Here is a 19463-nt window from a genome sequence, read left to right as displayed (position 1 = left end):
TTGAAGTTATAGATTATGTCAACGCGGCATGACCCTGGCGATTGCCGCCGTCCCCACCCTGTGACCGCCAGGATTTTCGCGTGCGGCTATGGCGGCGTCCTGCGCATGAACCAACCCTGCGCATACACCAACACAGATACGAGCCGACCGGGCTTGGGGCGCAGGAGGCGAGGGTGCGAATGCCCCCCGATCCGCATAATTCAGGCAGCTGGCCGAAGGCTGTGATCCGCGTCCCGCGGCAACGTCGTTGATCTCGCGACCGCGTCTCTCTCGCGCTGCAGCAGCGCCTTCTTGCGGTACACGCCCCAGCGATATCCCGAGATCGAGCCGTCCTTCCTGAGGACTCGGTGACAGGGCACCAGGATCGCAATCGGGTTGGCGGCGATCGCCTTGGTGACGTCGCGGGCATCGCGCGTGCCCAGCCGCGCGGCCAAGGCGCCGTAATGGGTAGTCTCGCCGACCGGGATATCCCGGAGCATCTGCCAGACATTGATCTCATAGGGCGTTCCGCGCAGATCGAGCGGGATGTCCGGGGCGAGGCCGGGCTGCTTGACCAATTGCGCTATCGTGCCGGCGAGCTCAGCTAGGCCGCTTGCGTCGCTGTCGATCTCAGCGTCCGGGAAGCGCGCATGCAGCGCCGCCTCCATGGCCGGGCGCTGGCTGGCGAACTCGAAGGCGACCAGGCCCTTGGTTGAAGTCGCGACCAGACAGTCGCCCAGGGTGCTTTTGCCCCAGGCAAAGCGGATGATGTCGCGCATGGCTGTCTCCTGTCGGGTCCGATTGCTGGTCCTGGAGATAGGGACTGAGGGCACCGTCCTCCACCCGATTCCTGCCCATGGGAGATGCCCTTGGGAGATGTCCATGCGGTGCGCGGGACCGATGGTCGCAGCGGTGCACGACATGTTAGGAGGGGCCGGATGGATGCCGGCATCCAGGATATCTTGATTAGGCAGGCCCCCTGATGAGGAATGGCGATGTTTGAAGCGCTCGCGATCGCGACGGACGACAAGGCGGAATTCTATCGCGAATTGTCGCAGCAGCTCGAGGCTCTCCTAGTGGGGGAGGGCGATGCGATCGCCAACGCCGCCAACACCTCGGCGCTGCTGTTCCAGATGATGCCGGGCCTCAACTGGGCCGGCTTCTACATCATGCGCGACGGCGAGCTCGTGCTCGGGCCGTTCCAGGGCAAGCCGGCCTGCGTGCGCATTCCGGTCGGGCGCGGCGTCTGCGGTGCTGCGGTCGAGCGCCGGCAGTCGATGCTGGTCGAGGATGTCCATGCCTTCCCCGGCCATATCGCCTGCGATGCGGCCTCCCGCTCGGAACTGGTCGTGACCTTGCTCCGCGACGGTGAGGTGATCGGGGTGATCGACCTCGACAGCCCGCATCCGGCCCGGTTCGACGCGGCCGATCAGGCCGGCATCGAAGCCATCGCCGCGATCTATCTCTCGGCGAGCGCTCCGATCGCGCCCTGACATGGCGGCATGGGGCCATGCCTGAATCCGGGCCGATCCGGCCGTGACAACCATCCGGCATCCGCCTATCGTTATGACTGTCGGAACACAGCGCGAAGCGCGTGCGGACAGATCACGGACCGATCCTCGTCGCTTCGGCGGGCGGGATCGAACCGCGCGCCATCGTTTGGTCGTGAGGAACGCCAAGCTGTCGAGACCAGACCGACCGGTCGCCTGTCCCGCCCGCCTGCAATCATTGCCGGCGCGGGCGGATCCGGGCGGTCGGGAATAATCACCTGCTGAGATCAGCCTTCGGAGAACGCATCATGTCGCACGCCTTGCAATTCTACATCGATGGTCAGTGGGTGGCGCCCTCGGGCAACAAGACGCTCGACGTGATCGACCCTTCGACGGAGGAGGCCTTCGCCACGATCGCGCTCGGCGAGCAAGCCGATGTCGACAAGGCGGTCGCTGCAGCCCGCGCCGCCTTCCCGGCCTTCGCCGCGACCTCGCGTGCCGAGCGCCTGGCGCTGATGCGCCGTCTGGCCGAGGCCTATAAGGCCCGTTATGCGGATATCGCCGACGCGCTCTCGCGTGAGATGGGCGCGCCGAAGGAGCTGGCCCACCGGGCGCAGGCCGCCATGGGCACCGCCCATCTGGCGAAGATGATCGAGACGCTGGAGACCTTCGAATTCGAGGAGCTGCGCGGCACGACCCTGATCGCAAAGGAGCCGATCGGCGTCGTCGGCATGATCACGCCGTGGAACTGGCCGCTGAACCAGATCATGTGCAAGGTCGCGCCGGCTCTTGCCGCCGGCTGCACCATGGTGCTGAAGCCCAGTGAGATCGCCCCGATCAACGCCATCATCTTCGCGGAGGCGATGCATGAGGCCGGCGTGCCGAAGGGCGTGTTCAACCTCGTCAACGGCGACGGGCCGACGGTCGGCGAGGCGATCTCGCGTCATCCGGGCGTCGACATGGTCTCCTTCACCGGTTCGACCCGCGCCGGCATCCTTGTCGCCAAGGCCGCGGCCGATACGGTCAAGCGCGTGCATCAGGAGCTCGGCGGCAAATCGGCCAACATCATCCTGGACGATGCCGATCTGCAGAAATCGGTGAAGCTCGGCGTCGAAAGCGTCATGCGCAACTCCGGCCAGTCCTGCAATGCACCGACCCGGATGTTCGTACCGGAGAAGCTGCATGAGGAGGCGCTCGCCATCGCCAAGCAGGTCGCCGAGCCGCTCAAGGTCGGCGCGCCGTCGGCGGACGGCGTCTTCCTCGGTCCCGTCGTCAGCGAGGTGCAGTACGAGAAGATCCAGCGCCTGATCGAGGCTGGCATCAAGGAAGGCGCGACGCTGGTCACCGGTGGAACGGGGCGTCCGGAAGGGCTGAACCGCGGCTACTATGTCCGCCCGACCGTGTTCGGCGGCGTCACCGACGAGATGGCGATCGCGCGCGAGGAGATCTTCGGCCCCGTGCTCTCGATCCTGCCCTATGGCAGCGAGGATGAGGTGATCGAGCGGGCGAACGACACGCCTTACGGGCTGGCCTCTTATGTCCAGTCCGGCTCGCTCGATCGCGCCCGCAAGGTCGCCGCCAAGATGCGCAGCGGCAATGTCTACATCAACTACCCGGCCTGGGACGCGGGCGCGCCCTTCGGCGGCTACAAGCAGTCCGGCAATGGCCGCGAATATGCCGGCTTCGGCCTCGAGGAGTTCCTCGAGATCAAGGGCACCGTCGGCTTCGAGGCGGCCTGAGAAGGCTCATCCCGCGGCGGGGGCGTTTTCGCCCCCGCCGTAATGGGCCGGCGCGAAGGCTCATGCCTTCGAAGCACCATGCCGGCGCTGCGCAGGGACAGTCTAGATGTGAGCTCTCAATAGGTTGTCCATCCGGTCCCGAGCGAGGAAGCTGAGGTTGCGAAGCTTCAGTATCCCTCGGGGAGGAACCGGATGAACATCCACAAGAATGCCCGTCTGACGCGGCTGGGTCGAGAGCGGATTACGCGGATGGCGGCCGATGGGCGCAGGCCCGCCGAGATCGCGGTCTGCGTCGGCGTCAGCCTGAAGACCGTCCATAAATGGATCGAACGTTTCGCCGCCGGGGGCGTAGCGGGTCTGGCCGACCGCTCGTCGCGGCCCCACCGTCTGCATCGTCCGACGCCTGACGACAAGATTGAGCAGATCATCGCGCTGCGGCGCCAGCGCCTGAGCGGTCAGGCCATTGCCCGGCAGGTCGGCGTCTCGCCGGCGACGGTGAGCCGGATCCTGCGGCGGGCGCGATTGAGCCGGATGCGCGACCTCGAGCCGGCCGAGCCGGTGCGCCGTTACGAGCGCGCCCATCCCGGCGAGTTGATCCACATCGACATCAAGAAGCTCGGCCGCATCGACGGTGTCGGCCACCGCATCACCGGGGACCGAACCCGCCAGAGCAACCGGCGCGGGCGCGGCGAAGGTCTCGGCTGGGAGTTCGCCCATGTCTGCATCGACGATGCCTCGCGGCTCGCCTTCGTCGAGATGAAGCCGGACGAGAAGGCGCTCAGTGCCGTCGCCTTCCTCAGGGCGGCGGTGGCCTATTACGAACGCCTCGGCGTCACCGTCACCCGCGTCATGACCGACAACGGCTCATGCTACAAAGCCTTCGCTTTCCGCGACGCCTGCCGCGATCTCGGCCTGCGACACATCAGGACCAAGCCCTACACGCCCAAGACCAACGGCAAGGCCGAGCGCTTCATCCAGACCGCTCTGCGCGAATGGGCCTATGCCAGGCCCTATGACCACTCAGACCGACGAACCGAAGAGCTGCCGCGCTGGCTCCACCACTACAATTGGCATCGACCACATGGCGGTATCCAGGCCAAAACCCCAATCAGCAGACTCGCTCTCGACGAGGACAACCTGTTGAGGCTCCACATCTAGAGCGTTACCCGCCTTCCGCTCTCGGCGGCTCTCTCAATCGCCGCAATGACGCGATGCACGGCCACAGCATCGTCAAAACGCGGTGTCGTGCGCGTGCCGTGCCGCAGATCATGAGCCATGCCGGCATAGACACGAGCGACATTGCTCGGCTCGACATCGTCCGGCCAGCCGGCGCGATATGAGGTTGGCACCTCGATAGGCCGGAATGCCGTCTCCTCGCCCCTGATCCCTTTGAGGGAAAGCTGCACCATCTGCGTGTGACCGGACGGGCCAGAGACCCGGATGTCGCCCTTTGTTCCGTTGATCTCCCAGAACAGGCCATCGCCGTCGCGCGGCTCGCCACCACGATAATGCAGCGAGACCGGCACGCCACCGCTCAGCATTGCGGAGATGAGGACTTGGTCAGGGGCGGATACGGGCATGATCTCGCCAGTGTCGACCACAAGCGCGGTTGGGCGCCGCGTCGCCAGCGCCGCCGAAACCTCCGTGACGGATCCGAGCACACTCGTAAGCGCTGCCAGCGTATGGCCCACCGGGATCGTCAGCATGGTGGCGCCATTGCTGCGATCCAGCAGATAGCCATAGGTTTTCCTGTCGGGAATGCTGCCTCCGCCCTGCAGGGCGCCGCCCCATGCGACAATCGTGGTCGACAGCACCTCTCCGACGAAGCCGTCCGCGATAAGCTGCTTCAGATATGCGATTTCCGGCGCAAACGGCGCCTGTGTACCGACGACACCCAGGATGCCTTTTGCTTCCGCCAGTGCGGCCATCTCCTCTGCCTCGGCCAGGCCATTGCCGAGCGGCCATTCGCAATAGACGTGTTTGCCCGCTGCGATGGCCGCTTTCACGATCTCGAAGTGAGGGGGCACCTTTACGGCGACGGTCACGATGTCGACCTCCGGCGCCGCGATCAGCTCCGCGACAGTGTCGAAGGCGTGGGAAAGCCCGGTCTCGGCAACGGCCGCTTCGGCGCTCGCCCTGCTCGAATTGGCGACGCCTATGATCTCGAAGCTGTCCGAGAGCGCGCGCAACGCAGGCACATGGGATCTTGCAGCCCAGCTCCGGCCTGGCTGCAAGCCCACGATGCCGACTCCGAAACGTTGGCCTGGCATGATGTTTCGTTCTCCTGGATACCGTGTCGGCTCTGCCATCGGCGTCATCTGACCACCATGGATGGCAGGCCGGTTTCGGTACCCAAGCTAGGCCCGCGCGCTCTCTGCAAAAATTCGGTATATCTGCGAGTCATCCTTGGGAATTCGCACAGATGACCGACTGGGAAGATATCCGCCACTTTCTGGCTGTGGCCGAGTGCGGCACGCTCTCAGGAGCGGCCCGCAAGCTGAAGGTTGATCATGCGACAGTGAGCCGGCGGCTCGCAGCGCTCGAAACGGCGCTCGACGTCCGTCTGGTCGACCGGCTGCCGCGGGCCTGCCGTCTGACGGCTATCGGTGAAGCCGTGCGGGAGCGCGCCCTCACGATGGAGGCAGGCGCAGACGGCATCGCCCGGCTGGCGAAGGCTGCGCATGCGCCGCTCGCCGGTCGCGTCGCGGTCAGCGCGCCTCCCGTCCTTGTCGCGCCACTGCTGGCTCGCCACCTCACGCGCTTCCGTGACGAGCATCCGGACATCCGGCTGTCGCTCGCGGCGCAAGGTGAGCAAGTTTCGCTGAGCCGTCGGGAGGCGGATGTCGCCATTCGGCTGGTGCGCCCCGACGAGGCTGGCAGCGTTACGCGAAAAATTGGCACGATGCCTTTCGGCCTCTATGCCCACCGCTCATACAGCCATCTCGCTGCGCCTGAGCGTTGGCAATTCATCGCCTTCGACGAGGCCTTCACCGACATGCCTCAACAGCAATGGCTGCTCGGCATTGCGAGCGATCGCCCGATTGTTTGCGAATTGAACTATATCAGCGAGCACCTGATCGCCGCGCGGGCTGGGGTCGGCGTCGCCGGTCTGCCCCGCTTCCTCGGCGAGGCCGATTCCGATCTCGTCAGGGTCGATAAGAACGCGCCGTCCTTCTCGCGCGATATCTGGCTCATCGTCCACCACGACCTGCGCAATTCGAGGCCAGTGCGCGCGGTCATGGATTTCGTCGCCCACGTCGTTGCCGAGGAAGCGTTGCTGAAAGCGTAGGCCGCACAGCTTTGCTGACGCGCTTCCCGCTTCAAGGCCCATCCGCCCAGGTCAGCCCCTTGTAGTTGAAGCCCTCCATGAGGGTCGGCTTGACGATCTCGAAATAGGGCGAGATGTCGAAGTCGGCGGGCGCGTAGAGGCTGTGATGCCGGATATGCAGCAGTTCCTGACGGCGCCAGCTGCTGATGCCGCGCTTGACCGCTGCGCCCTGCTCGATGCGCGGCAGGATGGGGTAGCCGATGCGCCCGAACGCCTCTGCGAGCAGGGTCGAGCAGATCGCCCGGGTCGGCTCTCCCGATCCGAGCGCGATCATGCGCCGCCGCCAGCGCGAGGGGACTGGCGGCATCGGCAGCAGATAGCGGGCAAGGTCGACGATGTTGCGCATGTCGTAGCGGATGCCGAGGCGCGAGATCATGAAGTTGATCAGCGCGTCGCGATCGCTATCGGTCAGCCCCACCGGCCGGCAGATGCGGGTGTGGAACCGCGCCAGGCTCGAGAGCGCAATCGACCTGCAACCCGCATCGAGGACGACTTCAATCAAGCTGTGGCGCTCGCTGCTGTCATCGGGCGCGCCAAGCACGTCCCCGACATAAAGCGCGGCATGCGACCAGGTCGAATGCGTCAGGTATTTGACCGCCGTCGCGATCATGCTGGAGCCGGCGACCAGTACGACATCGCCCGGCCGCAGCGTGCGCCGCAGCGCATCGGGATCCGACGGGATGAAGAGTTCCTGGCCTGGCGTCTCGCGCAGCAGCACGCCGGCCAGCCTGTGTCCGAGCCAATCGAGAGCTGTATTGGATTGCCTCATCGCAGTGTCGCCTCGCGCTGATGGCTAGAACGTTTTCGAGCGAAGTGGATACCGGTTCCCTCGCGACAAACGCGAAGCGTTTGCGCGGAGAAAACGCGTCAAAACAATGATCTAGCCCTCTATGGGACCGCACCATCCCGGCAGATAATTCGCCTCCTGGCTCCTTGCGAGGTCGAGCGCCTTGACCACAGCCGCTTCGAATGCGCTCACGACTCGCTTGCGCGGGATGCGCCGCCGCAGGAAGTCGGCCCACAGGAACTCGGAGAACGGCGTCACATCCTTGGCGAAGCCGCCGGCGCGCCGGAGCTCTCCGGCGAGCGAGCGGTAGGGGTCGTCCTTGAGATCGGAGACCCGCTTGGGGATGTCCTCGACGCTGCGGCGCACGCCCTCGGTGTCGTAGGGATGGGTCCAGGCGCGGTGCTCGCAGACCGTCCAGAAGCTCTGCCTGGTCAGGCTCGACAGATCGGACACCACATTGACGAGCACCTCCTCGACGCCTTCCTCGTCGAGCGCGCGCGTCAGGTGATGATGGTCGAGGATGTAGAAGCGCTCCTTGGGGCCCTTGAGCACCGGAATCATGTGCCTGCCCAGGAATTCCTGCGCATGCACGCCGTGCTTCTCGCGCCAGAGCCGGCGCTTGGCCTCGACCTCGCGCAGACCGACCGTCATCTGGGTCGGTCGCAGATCGCTGATCCGCACGGGGTGAAGGATGGGCTCTCGCGTCGTCATCGGGGGCACCTCGCATGGGGCGGTGGATTCTTGGGGCGGCGGATTTCGGTGTGTAGGGACGATCGGGAGGAGATCGGCCGGTCTTGACGGTATTCCATGGTGGCGCGTGGATAAGACAGGAAATGAATAGGACGGGAAAAAGCCACATCTGTGGCTAGGTTGGCGTGTGCCGAGTCGGCTGGAGGCCGGCGTTAGCAATGGGGATAGCCGCACGGCGTTTGCCCAATAGGTGTATCGTCGCAGTGGAGATCCGAATGGTGACGGTACGCCGATGAACCAGAAGCCTGTGTTCCCGAAGCTGCCCTCGGATAGCGAGACGCCCGCAGTGCCCGTGCGGAGATCGCGCCTGCGCTCGCCTGTCATCTGGCTCGTCCTCCTGCTCGTTGCCGGCGGCGCTCTCTGGTGGAGCCGGCGACAAGCCGAGGCGCCCCCGCCGGCGCGCGGTGGTCGCACCGCCGTGCCGATGTCGATCGTGCCGGAAATCGTTAGGAAGGGCGATATCGCGATCAATCTCGACGCGCTGGGAACCGTCACCTCGCTTGCGACCGTCTCGGTCCGCTCGCAGATCAGCGGGCAACTGGTCCGGATCGATTTCAAGGAAGGGCAGGACGTCAAGAAGGGCGATCTGCTCGCCGAGATCGACACGCGCCCCTATGAGGCGGTCCTGGCGCAGATGAAGGGGCAGTTGGCGCGCGACGAAGCCCTGCTCAAGGGCGCGCAGGTCGATATGGCGCGCTATCAGGGCTTGTCCGCGCAGAACGCCGTCTCGCGCCAGACGCTCGATACCCAGACCGCACTGGTCGCCCAATATGAGGGAACGGTCGCGGCCGACCGCGCCCAGGTCAACGCGGCCGAGGTCAACCTGCAATATTGCCGGATCGTCGCGCCGGCGGATGGCCGCGTCGGCCTGCGTCAGGTCGATCAGGGCAACTACGTCACCCCTGGGGACACCAACGGCCTGGTGGTGATCACGCAACTGGCGCCGATCAGCGTCCTCTTCACGATGCCGGAGGATAATCTGCAGGCGATCTCGGCGCGGTTGAGGAGCGGCGCTACGCTACCGGTCACGGCTTTTGACCGCGCCGGCGCCAAGAAGGTCGCCGAGGGCGTCCTGCAGACCTTCGACAGCCAGATCGATTCCACCACCGGAACGATCAAGCTGCGCGCGCAATTCGGAAATGAGGCGAGGACGCTCTACCCGAACCAGTTCGTGAATATCCGCCTGCTGGTCGACACGCATAAGGACGTCACGCTGATGCCGACGGCCGGCGTGCAGCGCGGGGTGCCGGGAACCTTCGTCTATCTCGTCAATGCCGACGCGACCGTCTCCGTCCGCAAGGTCGAGCTCGGGATCAGCGATGGCGAGCATGTCGAGGTTCGTTCGGGGCTGAACCCGGGCGACGCCATCGTCATCGACGGCGCCGACAAGCTGCGCGACGGCGCGAAGATCAGCGTGCGTTCGGAAAGCGGCGCGAGCCCGGCGCAGCCAGAACAACCGGCGAGCGGCAGGCGGCGGCAGAATGGCGGCCGTCAGCCATGAGCCCGTCGCGGCCCTTCATCCTGCGGCCGGTCGCGACCACATTGCTGATGGTCGCGATCATGCTGTCGGGCATCCTGGCCTTCCGCTTCCTGCCGGTCGCGGCCCTGCCTGAAGTCGACTACCCGACCATCCAGGTCCAGACCTTCTATCCGGGCGCGAGCCCCGATGTGATGACCTCTTCGGTCACGGCGCCACTCGAGGTCCAGTTCGGCCAGATGCCGAACCTCAACCAGATGAGCTCGGTCAGCTCCGGCGGCGCATCCGTCATCACCTTGCAGTTCGGGCTCAACATCACGCTCGATGTCGCGGAGCAGGAGGTCCAGGCCGCCATCAACGCCGCCGGCAACCTGCTGCCATCCGACCTGCCGGCGCCGCCGATCTACGCCAAGGTCAACCCGGCCGATGCGCCGATCCTGACCCTGGGGTTGACCTCGGCGACGATGCCGCTGACGCAGGTGCAGGATTTCGCCGATACGCGGCTGGCGCAGAAGATCTCCCAGCTTCCGGGCGTCGGGCTGGTCAGCATCAGCGGCGGGCAGCGGCCGGCGGTGCGCATCCGCGCCGATATCCGCAAGCTCGCCGCCTATGGCCTGAACATCGACGATCTGCGCAGCACGCTCGGGACCGCCAATGTCAACACGCCCAAGGGCAGCTTCGACGGGCCCTTGCGCGCCTCGACGATCAACGCCAACGACCAGATTCGCACAGCCAATGGCTACAGATCACTGATCGTCGCCTACAAGAACGGGGCGGCCGTCCGGCTCAGCGACATCGGCGAGGTCGTCGACGGCTCGGAAAACGACAAGCTCGGCGCCTGGATGAATGCGTCGCCGGCCGTCATCCTGAACATCCAGCGGCAGCCCGGGGCCAATGTCATCTCGGTCGTGGAGGGCATCAAGGCGCTCCTGCCGCAGCTCAAGGCGTCGCTGCCGGCCGCGATCGACATGGCCGTGCTCACCGACCGCACCGTCACCATCCGCGCCTCGGTGCGGGACGTGGAATACGAATTGACGCTGGCGGTGGTCCTCGTCGTGCTGGTGATCTTCGTCTTCCTGCGCAGCACGCGCGCGACCTTGATCCCGAGCCTGTCGGTTCCGCTGTCGCTCGTCGGCACGCTGGGCGTGATGTACATGTTCGGCTTCAGCCTGAACAACCTGACCTTCATGGCGCTGACCATCTCGACCGGCTTCGTCGTCGACGACGCCATCGTCGTGATCGAGAACATCTCGCGCTACATTGAGGAGGGCGAGACGCCGCTTCACGCCGCCTTGCACGGTTCGGAGCAGATCGGCTTCACCATCATCTCGCTGACGGTGTCGCTGATCGCCGTGCTGATCCCGCTGCTGTTCATGGGCGATGTCGTCGGCCGGCTGTTCCGGGAGTTCGCGATCACGCTTGCCGTGACGATCCTGATTTCCGCCGTGGTTTCGCTGACCCTGGTGCCAATGGCCTGCGCGAAGCTGCTGAAGGCAGCGACCGAGACCCATGAGAACGGCTTCCAGCGCTGGAGCCGCGAAGCCTTCGACGGCATCATCGCGGTCTATGCCCGCATGCTGAACTGGGTGCTCGATCGCCAGACACTGGTCCTGCTGGTGGCCCTGGCGACCTTCGGGCTGACGGGCCTGCTCTATGTGGTCATCCCGAAAGGCTTCTTCCCGCTGCAGGATACAGGCGTCATCCAGGCGATCTCGGAGGCGCCGCAATCGGTGTCCTATGCCGCGATGGCCAAGCGGCAGCAGGCGCTGGCGAGCGAGATCCTGAAGGATCCCGATGTCGAGAGCCTGTCCTCCTTCATCGGCGTGGACGGAACCAACAGCACGCTCAACAGCGGCCGCATCCTGATCAATCTGAAGCCGCATGAGGAGCGGACATCCAGCATCGCCGCGGTGATGCAGCGCCTGCAGGAGCGTACCGCCTCTCTTCCCGGCATCACGCTTTACATGCAGCCGGTGCAGGACCTGACTGTCGAGGGCACCGTCAGCCGGATGCAGTATCAATTCATCCTGCAGGATGCGAGCGCCGACCAGCTTGCGGAATGGACGCCCAAACTGGTCGACAGGCTGAAGGAGCTTCCGCAATTGGCCGATGTCGCGAGCGACATCTCGGCCCGCGGGCTTGCCGTCTTCGTCGATATCGACCGCGACCAGGCGGCGCGCTTCGGCATCACGCCGGCGACGATCGACAACGCGCTCTACGACTCCTTCGGACAGCGCATCGTCTCGACGATCTTCACCAACTCGAACCAGTACCGCGTCATCCTCGAGGCCGATCCGCAGCTCCAGAAGTCGCTGCGCTCGCTCTCGGCGATCCATCTGCCGTCCTCGGTCGGGGGAGGGCCGGTGCCGCTCGATGTGGTTGCAAGGATCCGCGAGGGCACGGCGCCGCTCCAGGTCTCGCATCTCGGCCAGTTCCCCTCCGCCACCGTCTCGTTCAACCTGGCGCCGGGCGCCTCGCTCGGCGAGGCCGTGACCGCGATCAAGCAGGCGGAGGCCGAGATCGGCCTGCCCGAAAGCGTGGTCAGCACCTTCCAGGGCGCCGCCCAGGCTTTCCAGTCCTCGCTCTCGAACCAGATCTGGCTGATCCTGGCGGCGATCGTGACGGTCTATATCGTTCTGGGCATCCTCTATGAGAGCTTCATCCACCCGCTGACGATCCTTTCGACCCTGCCATCGGCGGGCATCGGCGCGCTCCTGGCGCTGATGGCGGCCGGGCAGGAGCTCACCATCGTCGCGATCATCGGCATCATCCTGCTGATCGGCATCGTCAAGAAGAACGCGATCATGATGATCGACTTCGCGCTCGACGCCGAGCGGAACGAGGGCAAGACGCCGCGCGAGGCGATCTACCAGGCCTGTCTGCTGCGCTTCCGGCCGATCCTGATGACCACGATGGCGGCGGTGCTGGGCGCGCTGCCGCTGATGCTGGGAACCGGAGCCGGCTCGGAGCTCAGGCATCCGCTCGGCATCTCCATCGTCGGCGGTCTGCTCGTCAGCCAGGTCCTGACCCTGTTCACGACGCCGGTGATCTATCTCTGGTTCGACCGCCTCGCGGTGCGTTTTGCCGGGCGCGAGCCCGGAATCAGCCCGGCACGAGAGACGAGCTAGGCGATGAGCCTGTCCAGCGTCTTCATCCGCCGCCCCGTCGCCACGACGCTGCTGACCTTCTGGCTGGCCGCAGCGGGCGCAGTCGCGTTCTTCCAGCTTCCGGTCTCGCCGTTGCCGGAGGTCGATTTCCCGACGATCTCGGTGCAGGCGTCTTTGCCCGGCGGCAGCCCGCAGGATGTCGCGACGACGGTCGCCAGCCCGCTCGAGCGCCATCTCGGGCAGATCGCCGACGTCTCGGAGATGACCTCGTCGAGCAGCGTCGGATCGGCGCGCATCACCCTGCAATTCGGGCTCAACCGCGACATCAACGGCGCGGCGCGCGACGTGCAGGCCGCGATCAACGCTGCCCGCGCCGACCTGCCGACGAGCCTGAGGTCCAATCCGACCTATCGCAAGGTCAATCCGGCCGATGCCCCGATCCTCATTCTCACCCTGACCTCGGACACGCTGACGCGCGGCGCGCTCTACGACGCTGCATCGACCGTGCTGGCGCAGAAATTGTCGCAGGTCGAAGGCATCGGCGAGGCTGTCGTCGGCGGCGGCTCGTTGCCGGCGGTGCGCGTCGAGCTCATCCCCCAGGCGCTCTACAAATACGGCATCGGCCTGGAGGATGTCCGCGCCGCGATCGCCAGCGCCAATGCCCATAGCCCGAAGGGCGCGATCGATGTGGGCGACCGGCGCTATCAGATCTATGCCAGCGATCAGGCGGAGAAGGCGGCGCAGTACAGATCATTGACGATCGCCTATCGCAACGGTGCGCCGGTGCGCCTCTCGGATGTCGGCGAGGTGGTGGATTCCGTCGAGAACCTGCGCAATTCGGGCCTCGCCAATGGCAAGCCCAGCGTTCTCGTCATCCTGTTCAGGCAGCCGAATGCGAACATCATCGGCGTGGTCGACCGTGTGAAGGCGCTGCTGCCGACCTTGCGTGCCTCCGTCTCGCCGGCGATCGACATCGAACCGGCAGTCGACCGATCGACCACGATCCGCGCCTCCTTGCACGATGTCGAGCGAACCCTGGTGATCGCGATCCTGCTCGTCATCGCGGTGGTCTTCCTCTTCCTGCGCGACTGGCGCGCGACGCTGGTTCCGATCGTGGCCGTCTCGGTGTCGCTGATCGCGACATTCGCCGCGATGTATCTGATGGGCTACAGCCTCAACAATTTGTCGCTGATGGCGCTTACGGTCGCGACCGGCTTCGTCGTCGACGACTGCATCGTGGTGCTGGAGAACATCACGCGCCATATCGAGGACGGCATGGCGCCGCGCGACGCCGCCCTCAAGGGCGCCCAGGAGGTCGGCTTCACCGTCCTGTCGATGAGCCTGTCGCTCGTCGCCGTCTTCATCCCCATCCTGCTGATGGGCGGCATCGTCGGACGCCTGTTCCGCGAATTCGCGATGACGACCTCGCTGGCGATCATGATCTCGCTGGCGATCTCGCTGGCGACGACGCCGATGATGTGCGCGGTGCTGCTCCGCAAGCAGACCGGCGAGCGCCATGGGCGGCTCTATCGTGGCAGCGAACGGGTCTTCGAATGGATGCTCGACGGCTACCGGAGCAGCCTCGCTTTGGCGCTGCGCCATCCCCGCTCGATCATGCTGATCTTCGCCTCGGTCGTGGGCCTGAACGTCTATCTCTACGACATCATCCCGAAAGGCTTCTTTCCGCAGCAGGACACCGGGCGGATCGTCGGCGCGATCCAGGCCGACCAGAGCATCTCCTTCCAGCTCATGCAGCAGAAGCTCGCGCAGTTCGTCGCCATCGTCCGGCAGGATCCGGCGGTCGATACCACTGTGGGCTTCACCGGTGGCGGGCAGACCAATTCCGGCAATGTCTTCATGTCGCTGAAGCCCATGGCCGAGCGCAAGATCTCGGCCGATCAGGTCATCGCCCGTCTGCGGCGGGAGCTCTCGGCTGTGCCAGGCGCGACCTTGTTCCTGCAGGCCGTGCAGGACATCCGCGTCGGCGGCCGCGCCGGCAACGCGCAATATCAATACACGCTGCAGGGCTCGACCCTCGAAGAGCTCTATGAATGGGCGCCGAAGATCACGGCCGCACTGCAGGGGCAGCCCAACCTCGCCGACGTCAACAGCGACCAGCAGAACAAGGGGCTCCAATCCAACCTGGTCGTCGATCGCGACACGGCTGCCCGCCTGGGCATCTCGATGAGCCAGATCAACAACACGCTCTATGACGCCTTCGGCCAGCGCCAGGTTTCGACGATCTTCGTCGCGCGCAACCAGTATCATGTGATCATGGAGGTCGCGCCGCGCTTCTGGCAGAATCCGGAGACGCTGAAGAACGTCTATATCAGCACCTCGGGCGGGTCGGTCGGTGGTTCGCTGGCGACCAATGCGGTCTCGGGAACGGTGGCGGCGGCGGGGCAGTCGGCCTCAGTGAACTCGGCCAGCGCCAATGCCGCCCGCAACCTTGCGACCAATTCCATCGGCCAGACCGGGCGCAGCACCGCCTCGAGCGGGTCGGCCGTCAGCACCTCCAGCGAAACCATGGTGCCGCTATCGACGCTGGCGCGGTTCGAGCAGGGCTCGACCCCCTTGTCGGTCAACCATCAGGGCCTGTTCGTCGCCAGCACGATCTCGTTCAACCTGCCGCCTGACGTCTCGCTGAGCGCGGCGGTCGAGACGATCGAGACGACGATGAACCGCATCGGCGTGCCCGCCACGATCCGCGGCAGCTTCCAGGGCACGGCCCAGGCCTTCCAGGCCTCGTTGAGCAACCAGCCCTATCTCATCCTCGCCGCCCTGATCACGATCTATCTGGTGCTCGGCGTGCTCTATGAAAGCTATGTCCACCCGCTGACAATCCTTTCGACCTTGCCGTCGGCCGGCGTGGGCGCCTTGCTCGCATTGATGGCGTTCAACACGGAGTTCAGCATCATGGCGCTCATCGGCGTCATCCTGCTGATCGGCATCGTCAAGAAGAACGCGATCATGATGATCGACTTCGCGCTCGACGCGCAGCGCACCCGCGGCCTGTCCGCTTTCGACGCGATCCATGAAGCCTGCCTGCTGCGCTTCCGGCCGATCATGATGACGACCATGGCGGCGATGCTCGGAGCCTTGCCGCTCGCAATCGGCCTGGGGGAGGGCAGCGAGCTCCGGCAGCCGCTCGGCATCGCGATCGTCGGCGGCCTCATCCTGAGCCAGGTCCTGACGCTCTATACGACGCCGGTGATCTATCTCTACGCCGACAGATTCCGCGCCTGGTGCGAGCGCGTGAAAAACGGCGGCAAAACGCCGGCTTCCCCCGGAGCTGCCTCATGAGCGGGCCTTTCTTCCAGGGATGGCAAGACTTGCAGGGACAACAAGATTTGCAGGGACAACAAGACTTGCGAGGGTGGCAAGAGGGCTGCTTGCGACTGGCCAGATGCTATACGAAGACGATGATCGAACCCGAACCTTGCGGCCGTGAGCGGCATTCTGGTGCGGCGGACGCAAGTGCGGGCGAGGTGCGGAATGCGTGATGGTGTTGCGTTCGGGCCGGCTGCTTCCGTTCCGAAGATCGGTGTTATGCCTCGCCTCGCGCCGTTGGCCGCGCTCGCCCTGATCGGGATGGGACTGTCCGGCTGCATTCTCGGGACCGAGCGTCCCGACGCCAATCTCGAGGTGCCGGCAGGCTATCGCGCCGCGCCGCGCGCGCCCGATAGCGCCGTGCCGGCGCTCGACTGGTGGCGCGGCTTTCGCTCAACGGAACTGACGCGCCTGATCGAAAGCGCGCAGGCCGCCAATCTCGATATCGCCGTGGCCGTGGCCCAGATCCTCCAGGCTGATGCGCAGGCCGGCATTGCGGGCGCTCCCCTGCTGCCTTCGCTGACGGGGACTGGGACGGCAGAGCGTCTGCGCACGGCAACATCGTCGAGCAGCAGCGCAAGCTCGCGCTCGACCTCGCAGTTCAACGCTGGCCTCACGGCGAGCTACATGATCGATTTCTGGGGCAAGAACCGCGCGACGCTCTATGCGGCGGAGGAGAGCGCGACGGCCGCGAGATATAACCGCGACGTCGTGGCGCTGACCGCGACCGCGACCGTCGCCAACACGTATTTCGAGCTCCTGACCGCGCAGGACCGCCTGCGCATCGCGCGCCGCAACGCAGCCTCGGCCGAACGCATCCTCACCCTGATCAGGCAGCAATTCACAGCGGGCACCGCATCGCAGCTCGAAGTGTCGCAGCAGGAGACCTTGGTCGCGACCCAGCGCGCCTCGATTCCTCCGCTGGAGATCATAGTGCGCCAGAACAGCGCCACGCTTGCCTTGCTGGTCGCCCGGGCGCCGGCGAAGTTCACGGTGAATGGCGGAAGCCTCGCCAGGCTCGCGGTTCCGCGCGTCACGCCGGGCATTCCCTCGGAGCTCTTGCGGCAGCGGCCTGACGTCATGCAGGCGGAGGCGCAGCTTGCAGGCTCCAATTTCAGCGTCGAGTCGGCGCGCGCCGCCTTCTTTCCGCAGATCCAGCTGACGGCCGACACCGGCTTCCAGAGCAAGGCTTTGTCGTCCTTGTTCGGGCCCGGCGCATGGTACTACACCCTCGCCGCGAGCCTGACCCAGCCGATCCTCGACGGCAATCTGCTGAAGAGCCAGTTGGAGCAGGCGCAAGGAGCCCAGCTCGAAAATCTCCAAGCCTATCGCAAGGCGGTTCTGTCGGCCTTCACCGATGTCGAGAAGGCCCTCGTCGCGCTTCAGCAGACGAGCTTGCAGGAGCGTTTGCAGGGCGAGGTTGTCGCGAGTTCCCGCCGGGCCTTCGAGGTGGCGGAGGCGCAACTGCGTGGCGGCACCGTCAACCTCGTCAGCGTGCTTCAGGTCCAGCAGACTTTCTTCTCAGCCGAGGACAACTTGGCGCAAGTTCGCCTGACGCGCTTCCAGGCGGCGACGAGCCTGTTCCAGGCCCTGGGCGGTGGTTGGACGCAGGCTCCAAAGCCAGCCGCGCCGAGACGGTTCTGAGCGCCATGGCCTCAAACCGCGGCGCGAGCGGTGGCCTGGCCGACTTGTTATGATCCATATGTGAACTGGTGGCGGAAGTGATTGTTCCGGCATGCATTTTCGTCGCGCTTAGGGAATTGAAACGCCGTGAACGCAGCCCATCTCTTAGGGTAAGGAACGCAAAGGCGCTGCGGCTTCGGTCGGAGATAGCGATCGCTGCCGAGATTGCGCAACCCTTGAGGCGTTCCGCTTTTTTGGAGGTAACGTCATGCGTAATTTCATCATTGTCGCAGGTTTCGCCGCCTTGTCCTTCATGACGCCGGCACAAGCCAGCGCGCCCTGGGAAGCGGCTTGCGCCTACAAGATGCCCTCGGGCATTCCCGGACAAGGCTGGACCAACATCGCCGATGACTGCACGCGGCTGGTGTTCTGCCAGAAGATGGAGAACCAGGGCGCCGCGGATCTCTCCCAGATGGGTTGCTTCGGCTTCACGCCGGAACAGACCATCTCGAGCAAGCATGGGCGCAGCCACGGCTGAACTCCACCGCGCGGCCTAAACACTGAGAGCGTTTTCGAGCGAAAGGGAGGCCGGTTCGCATGAAGAAAACGCGTTAAAACAAAGACCTAGAGCAATTGAATGATTCAACTGGATCGGAAATTGCTCTAGGGAAGCTGTGCGAAGCTCCTATCGGCTGGCAAACAGCATGACGGGCCGGTGATGGGGGATGCCGTACGCCGGCAACTCTACGCATCGAAAGCTGAGCGCTGCTTCGCGAGGTTCGCATCGTCCAAGGCGGACTGGAGCCATTTCTCGAATGCGGTGATCTGATTGCCGCTCCTGAAGCCCTTTGGGCGCACGAGATAATACGATGTCGCCACGATGCTGCAGGTCTCATCGTCGAATGGTGCGATGAGCGTGCCGTCGCGCAATTCCTGTTCGACCAGAATTTCGCCCTCCAGAACGATACCTTGGCTGCTGACCGCCGCGTCGATGGCCATGCTCGACCGGTCCAGCCAGAACTCGTTGGCCGGGCGTAAGTCGGAGAGACCAAGCTGTCGAAGATAGTCGGTCCAGGTCACGGCATTGGTCGAGTGGATCAAGGTTGCCCGGCTAAGGTCTCGCAGCGTCTGAAGGCCTAATGCATCTGCCAGCGCCGGGCTGCATAAGGGACGCAGACGCTCTACCAGCAAGGGCCGGACCTCATGCCTGGTCGTCCGGGGCAATGCGTAAGCAATAGCGATGTCGAAGCGGGTGGCATCGAGATCATCCGCAGTCGACAAGGTCGAGAGCCTGACCCTTACATCGGGATGAGCGTTCTGGAAGTCTGAGAGTCGGGGCTGGAGCCATTTGGCTGCAAAACTCGGTCCCGACGCGATGACGAGATGGTCCTGTTGCGACTGGGGGGCGACCAGTTTGGTGGCCTCGGCGATGGATCTGAAGGCATGCTCCAGCTCCCGGCTGTAAACCCGACCCTCCGCTGTCAACGTCGCGCGGCCGGCATGGCGCTGGAAGAGCTTCACGCCGAGGAAATCTTCCAGAACCTGGATCTGATGGCTCACCGCCGACGGCGTGACCCCGAGTTCCTCGGCGCCTTGGGAGAAGCTGCCATGCCGGGATGCCGCCTCGAAGGCGAGCAGCGACTTGAGCGGTGGCAGCCGGGGCCGCTTCGCGCCTGCTGCTGAATGCAATTCACCGGCTGCTGAGTTTTTCGCGTTGGCTCCCATGGCTTTCTCTCGACATCCTTACCGGCAGGCAACGTAACGCAAATCGTGAGCCAAGCACGACAAAGCGGCGTTTGCCATCCGACAGGACAAGACAAGCTTGAACGCGCTGCTCCGCGCGGCCGATCTAC

14 protein-coding genes are annotated in these 19463 nt (G+C 65.0%); 9 read left to right on the top strand and 5 right to left on the bottom strand.

Going from position 1 to position 19463, the window contains the following annotated elements; translation table 11 throughout:
• Window positions 1-200: 200 nt before the first annotated feature.
• On the bottom strand, window positions 201-758 hold the full coding sequence (locus RMR04_RS16520) for a methylated-DNA--[protein]-cysteine S-methyltransferase (RefSeq protein WP_311915700.1): 558 nt from the start codon (window positions 756-758) through the stop codon (window positions 201-203).
• 216 nt (window positions 759-974) lie between these two features.
• Here RMR04_RS16520 and RMR04_RS16515 point away from each other — a divergent pair, with 216 nt between their 5' ends.
• The 3 genes from RMR04_RS16515 (at window position 975) to RMR04_RS16505 (ending at window position 4366) form a co-directional block, all read left to right on the top strand.
• Window positions 975-1472, top strand: a complete 498-nt coding sequence (locus RMR04_RS16515; protein ID WP_311915699.1) for a GAF domain-containing protein — start codon at window positions 975-977, stop codon at window positions 1470-1472.
• Between the two features lie 305 nt (window positions 1473-1777).
• The gene (locus tag RMR04_RS16510; protein ID WP_311915698.1) at window positions 1778-3208 is read left to right on the top strand and encodes an aldehyde dehydrogenase family protein; all 1431 of its coding nucleotides are present in this window, start codon (window positions 1778-1780) and stop codon (window positions 3206-3208) included.
• A 192-nt stretch (window positions 3209-3400) separates the two neighbouring features.
• Window positions 3401-4366, top strand: a complete 966-nt coding sequence (locus tag RMR04_RS16505; protein ID WP_311915697.1) for an IS481 family transposase — start codon at window positions 3401-3403, stop codon at window positions 4364-4366.
• Here RMR04_RS16505 and RMR04_RS16500 read toward each other — a convergent pair.
• Window positions 4363-5517, bottom strand: a complete 1155-nt coding sequence (locus RMR04_RS16500) for a Gfo/Idh/MocA family protein (RefSeq protein WP_311915696.1) — start codon at window positions 5515-5517, stop codon at window positions 4363-4365. The genes RMR04_RS16505 and RMR04_RS16500 overlap by 4 nt on opposite strands.
• A 113-nt stretch (window positions 5518-5630) precedes the next feature.
• On the opposite strand from RMR04_RS16500, the gene RMR04_RS16495 reads away from it, so the two are divergent.
• A complete protein-coding gene (locus RMR04_RS16495) occupies window positions 5631-6497 on the top strand; it encodes a LysR family transcriptional regulator (protein ID WP_311915862.1) in 867 nt (288 codons plus the stop codon).
• A 31-nt stretch (window positions 6498-6528) separates the two neighbouring features.
• Here the strand turns inward: RMR04_RS16495 and RMR04_RS16490 are convergent, their stop codons facing one another.
• Window positions 6529-7305 (bottom strand): C40 family peptidase, encoded by a 777-nt coding sequence (locus RMR04_RS16490; protein WP_311915694.1) that lies wholly within the window; start codon window positions 7303-7305, stop codon window positions 6529-6531.
• A 111-nt stretch (window positions 7306-7416) separates the two neighbouring features.
• Window positions 7417-8034 carry a ParB-like protein gene (locus tag RMR04_RS16485; protein WP_311915693.1) on the bottom strand — a complete coding sequence of 206 codons (618 nt, stop codon included), beginning with the start codon at window positions 8032-8034 and terminating at the stop codon, window positions 7417-7419.
• 271 nt (window positions 8035-8305) lie between these two features.
• Between RMR04_RS16485 and RMR04_RS16480 the strand changes: the two genes are divergently transcribed.
• The 5 genes from RMR04_RS16480 (at window position 8306) to RMR04_RS16460 (ending at window position 18148) form a co-directional block, all read left to right on the top strand.
• Window positions 8306-9574, top strand: coding sequence for an MdtA/MuxA family multidrug efflux RND transporter periplasmic adaptor subunit (locus RMR04_RS16480; protein ID WP_311915692.1), 1269 nt, complete (start codon window positions 8306-8308; stop codon window positions 9572-9574).
• The gene (locus RMR04_RS16475) at window positions 9571-12678 is read left to right on the top strand and encodes an MdtB/MuxB family multidrug efflux RND transporter permease subunit (RefSeq protein WP_311915691.1); all 3108 of its coding nucleotides are present in this window, start codon (window positions 9571-9573) and stop codon (window positions 12676-12678) included. The genes RMR04_RS16480 and RMR04_RS16475 overlap by 4 nt, the downstream gene beginning before the upstream one ends.
• A 3-nt stretch (window positions 12679-12681) precedes the next feature.
• On the top strand, window positions 12682-15960 hold the full coding sequence (locus RMR04_RS16470) for an efflux RND transporter permease subunit (RefSeq protein ID WP_311915690.1): 3279 nt from the start codon (window positions 12682-12684) through the stop codon (window positions 15958-15960).
• Window positions 15961-16206: 246 nt separating this feature from the next.
• Complete coding sequence (locus RMR04_RS16465; protein ID WP_311915689.1) at window positions 16207-17631, top strand: efflux transporter outer membrane subunit; 1425 nt, start codon at window positions 16207-16209, stop codon at window positions 17629-17631.
• A 247-nt stretch (window positions 17632-17878) separates the two neighbouring features.
• A complete protein-coding gene (locus RMR04_RS16460; protein WP_311915688.1) occupies window positions 17879-18148 on the top strand; it encodes a hypothetical protein in 270 nt (89 codons plus the stop codon).
• A 206-nt stretch (window positions 18149-18354) separates the two neighbouring features.
• Here the strand turns inward: RMR04_RS16460 and gcvA are convergent, their stop codons facing one another.
• A complete protein-coding gene (gene gcvA, locus RMR04_RS16455) occupies window positions 18355-19335 on the bottom strand; it encodes a transcriptional regulator GcvA (RefSeq protein ID WP_311915687.1) in 981 nt (326 codons plus the stop codon).
• Window positions 19336-19463 lie beyond the last annotated feature (128 nt).

Origin of the sequence: Bosea sp. 685 (assembly GCF_031884435.1) — a bacterium.
In the GTDB taxonomy this organism is placed as follows: domain Bacteria; phylum Pseudomonadota; class Alphaproteobacteria; order Rhizobiales; family Beijerinckiaceae; genus Allobosea.
The sequence above is the reverse complement of the archived record's forward strand: the minus strand, read 5'-3'. Positions and strand labels throughout refer to the sequence as shown.

What these genes read in the sequence shown, in the direction of transcription:
- RMR04_RS16520 (WP_311915700.1), bottom strand. Translation starts at nt 758, where the DNA reads ATGCGCGACATCATCCGCTTTGCCTGGGGCAAAAGCACCCTGGGCGAC.
- RMR04_RS16515 (WP_311915699.1), top strand. Translation starts at nt 975, where the DNA reads ATGTTTGAAGCGCTCGCGATCGCGACGGACGACAAGGCGGAATTCTAT.
- RMR04_RS16510 (WP_311915698.1), top strand. Translation starts at nt 1,778, where the DNA reads ATGTCGCACGCCTTGCAATTCTACATCGATGGTCAGTGGGTGGCGCCC.
- RMR04_RS16505 (WP_311915697.1), top strand. Translation starts at nt 3,401, where the DNA reads ATGAACATCCACAAGAATGCCCGTCTGACGCGGCTGGGTCGAGAGCGG.
- RMR04_RS16500 (WP_311915696.1), bottom strand. Translation starts at nt 5,517, where the DNA reads ATGGCAGAGCCGACACGGTATCCAGGAGAACGAAACATCATGCCAGGC.
- RMR04_RS16495 (WP_311915862.1), top strand. Translation starts at nt 5,631, where the DNA reads ATGACCGACTGGGAAGATATCCGCCACTTTCTGGCTGTGGCCGAGTGC.
- RMR04_RS16490 (WP_311915694.1), bottom strand. Translation starts at nt 7,305, where the DNA reads ATGAGGCAATCCAATACAGCTCTCGATTGGCTCGGACACAGGCTGGCC.
- RMR04_RS16485 (WP_311915693.1), bottom strand. Translation starts at nt 8,034, where the DNA reads ATGACGACGCGAGAGCCCATCCTTCACCCCGTGCGGATCAGCGATCTG.
- RMR04_RS16480 (WP_311915692.1), top strand. Translation starts at nt 8,306, where the DNA reads ATGAACCAGAAGCCTGTGTTCCCGAAGCTGCCCTCGGATAGCGAGACG.
- RMR04_RS16475 (WP_311915691.1), top strand. Translation starts at nt 9,571, where the DNA reads ATGAGCCCGTCGCGGCCCTTCATCCTGCGGCCGGTCGCGACCACATTG.
- RMR04_RS16470 (WP_311915690.1), top strand. Translation starts at nt 12,682, where the DNA reads ATGAGCCTGTCCAGCGTCTTCATCCGCCGCCCCGTCGCCACGACGCTG.
- RMR04_RS16465 (WP_311915689.1), top strand. Translation starts at nt 16,207, where the DNA reads ATGCCTCGCCTCGCGCCGTTGGCCGCGCTCGCCCTGATCGGGATGGGA.
- RMR04_RS16460 (WP_311915688.1), top strand. Translation starts at nt 17,879, where the DNA reads ATGCGTAATTTCATCATTGTCGCAGGTTTCGCCGCCTTGTCCTTCATG.
- gcvA (WP_311915687.1), bottom strand. Translation starts at nt 19,335, where the DNA reads ATGGGAGCCAACGCGAAAAACTCAGCAGCCGGTGAATTGCATTCAGCA.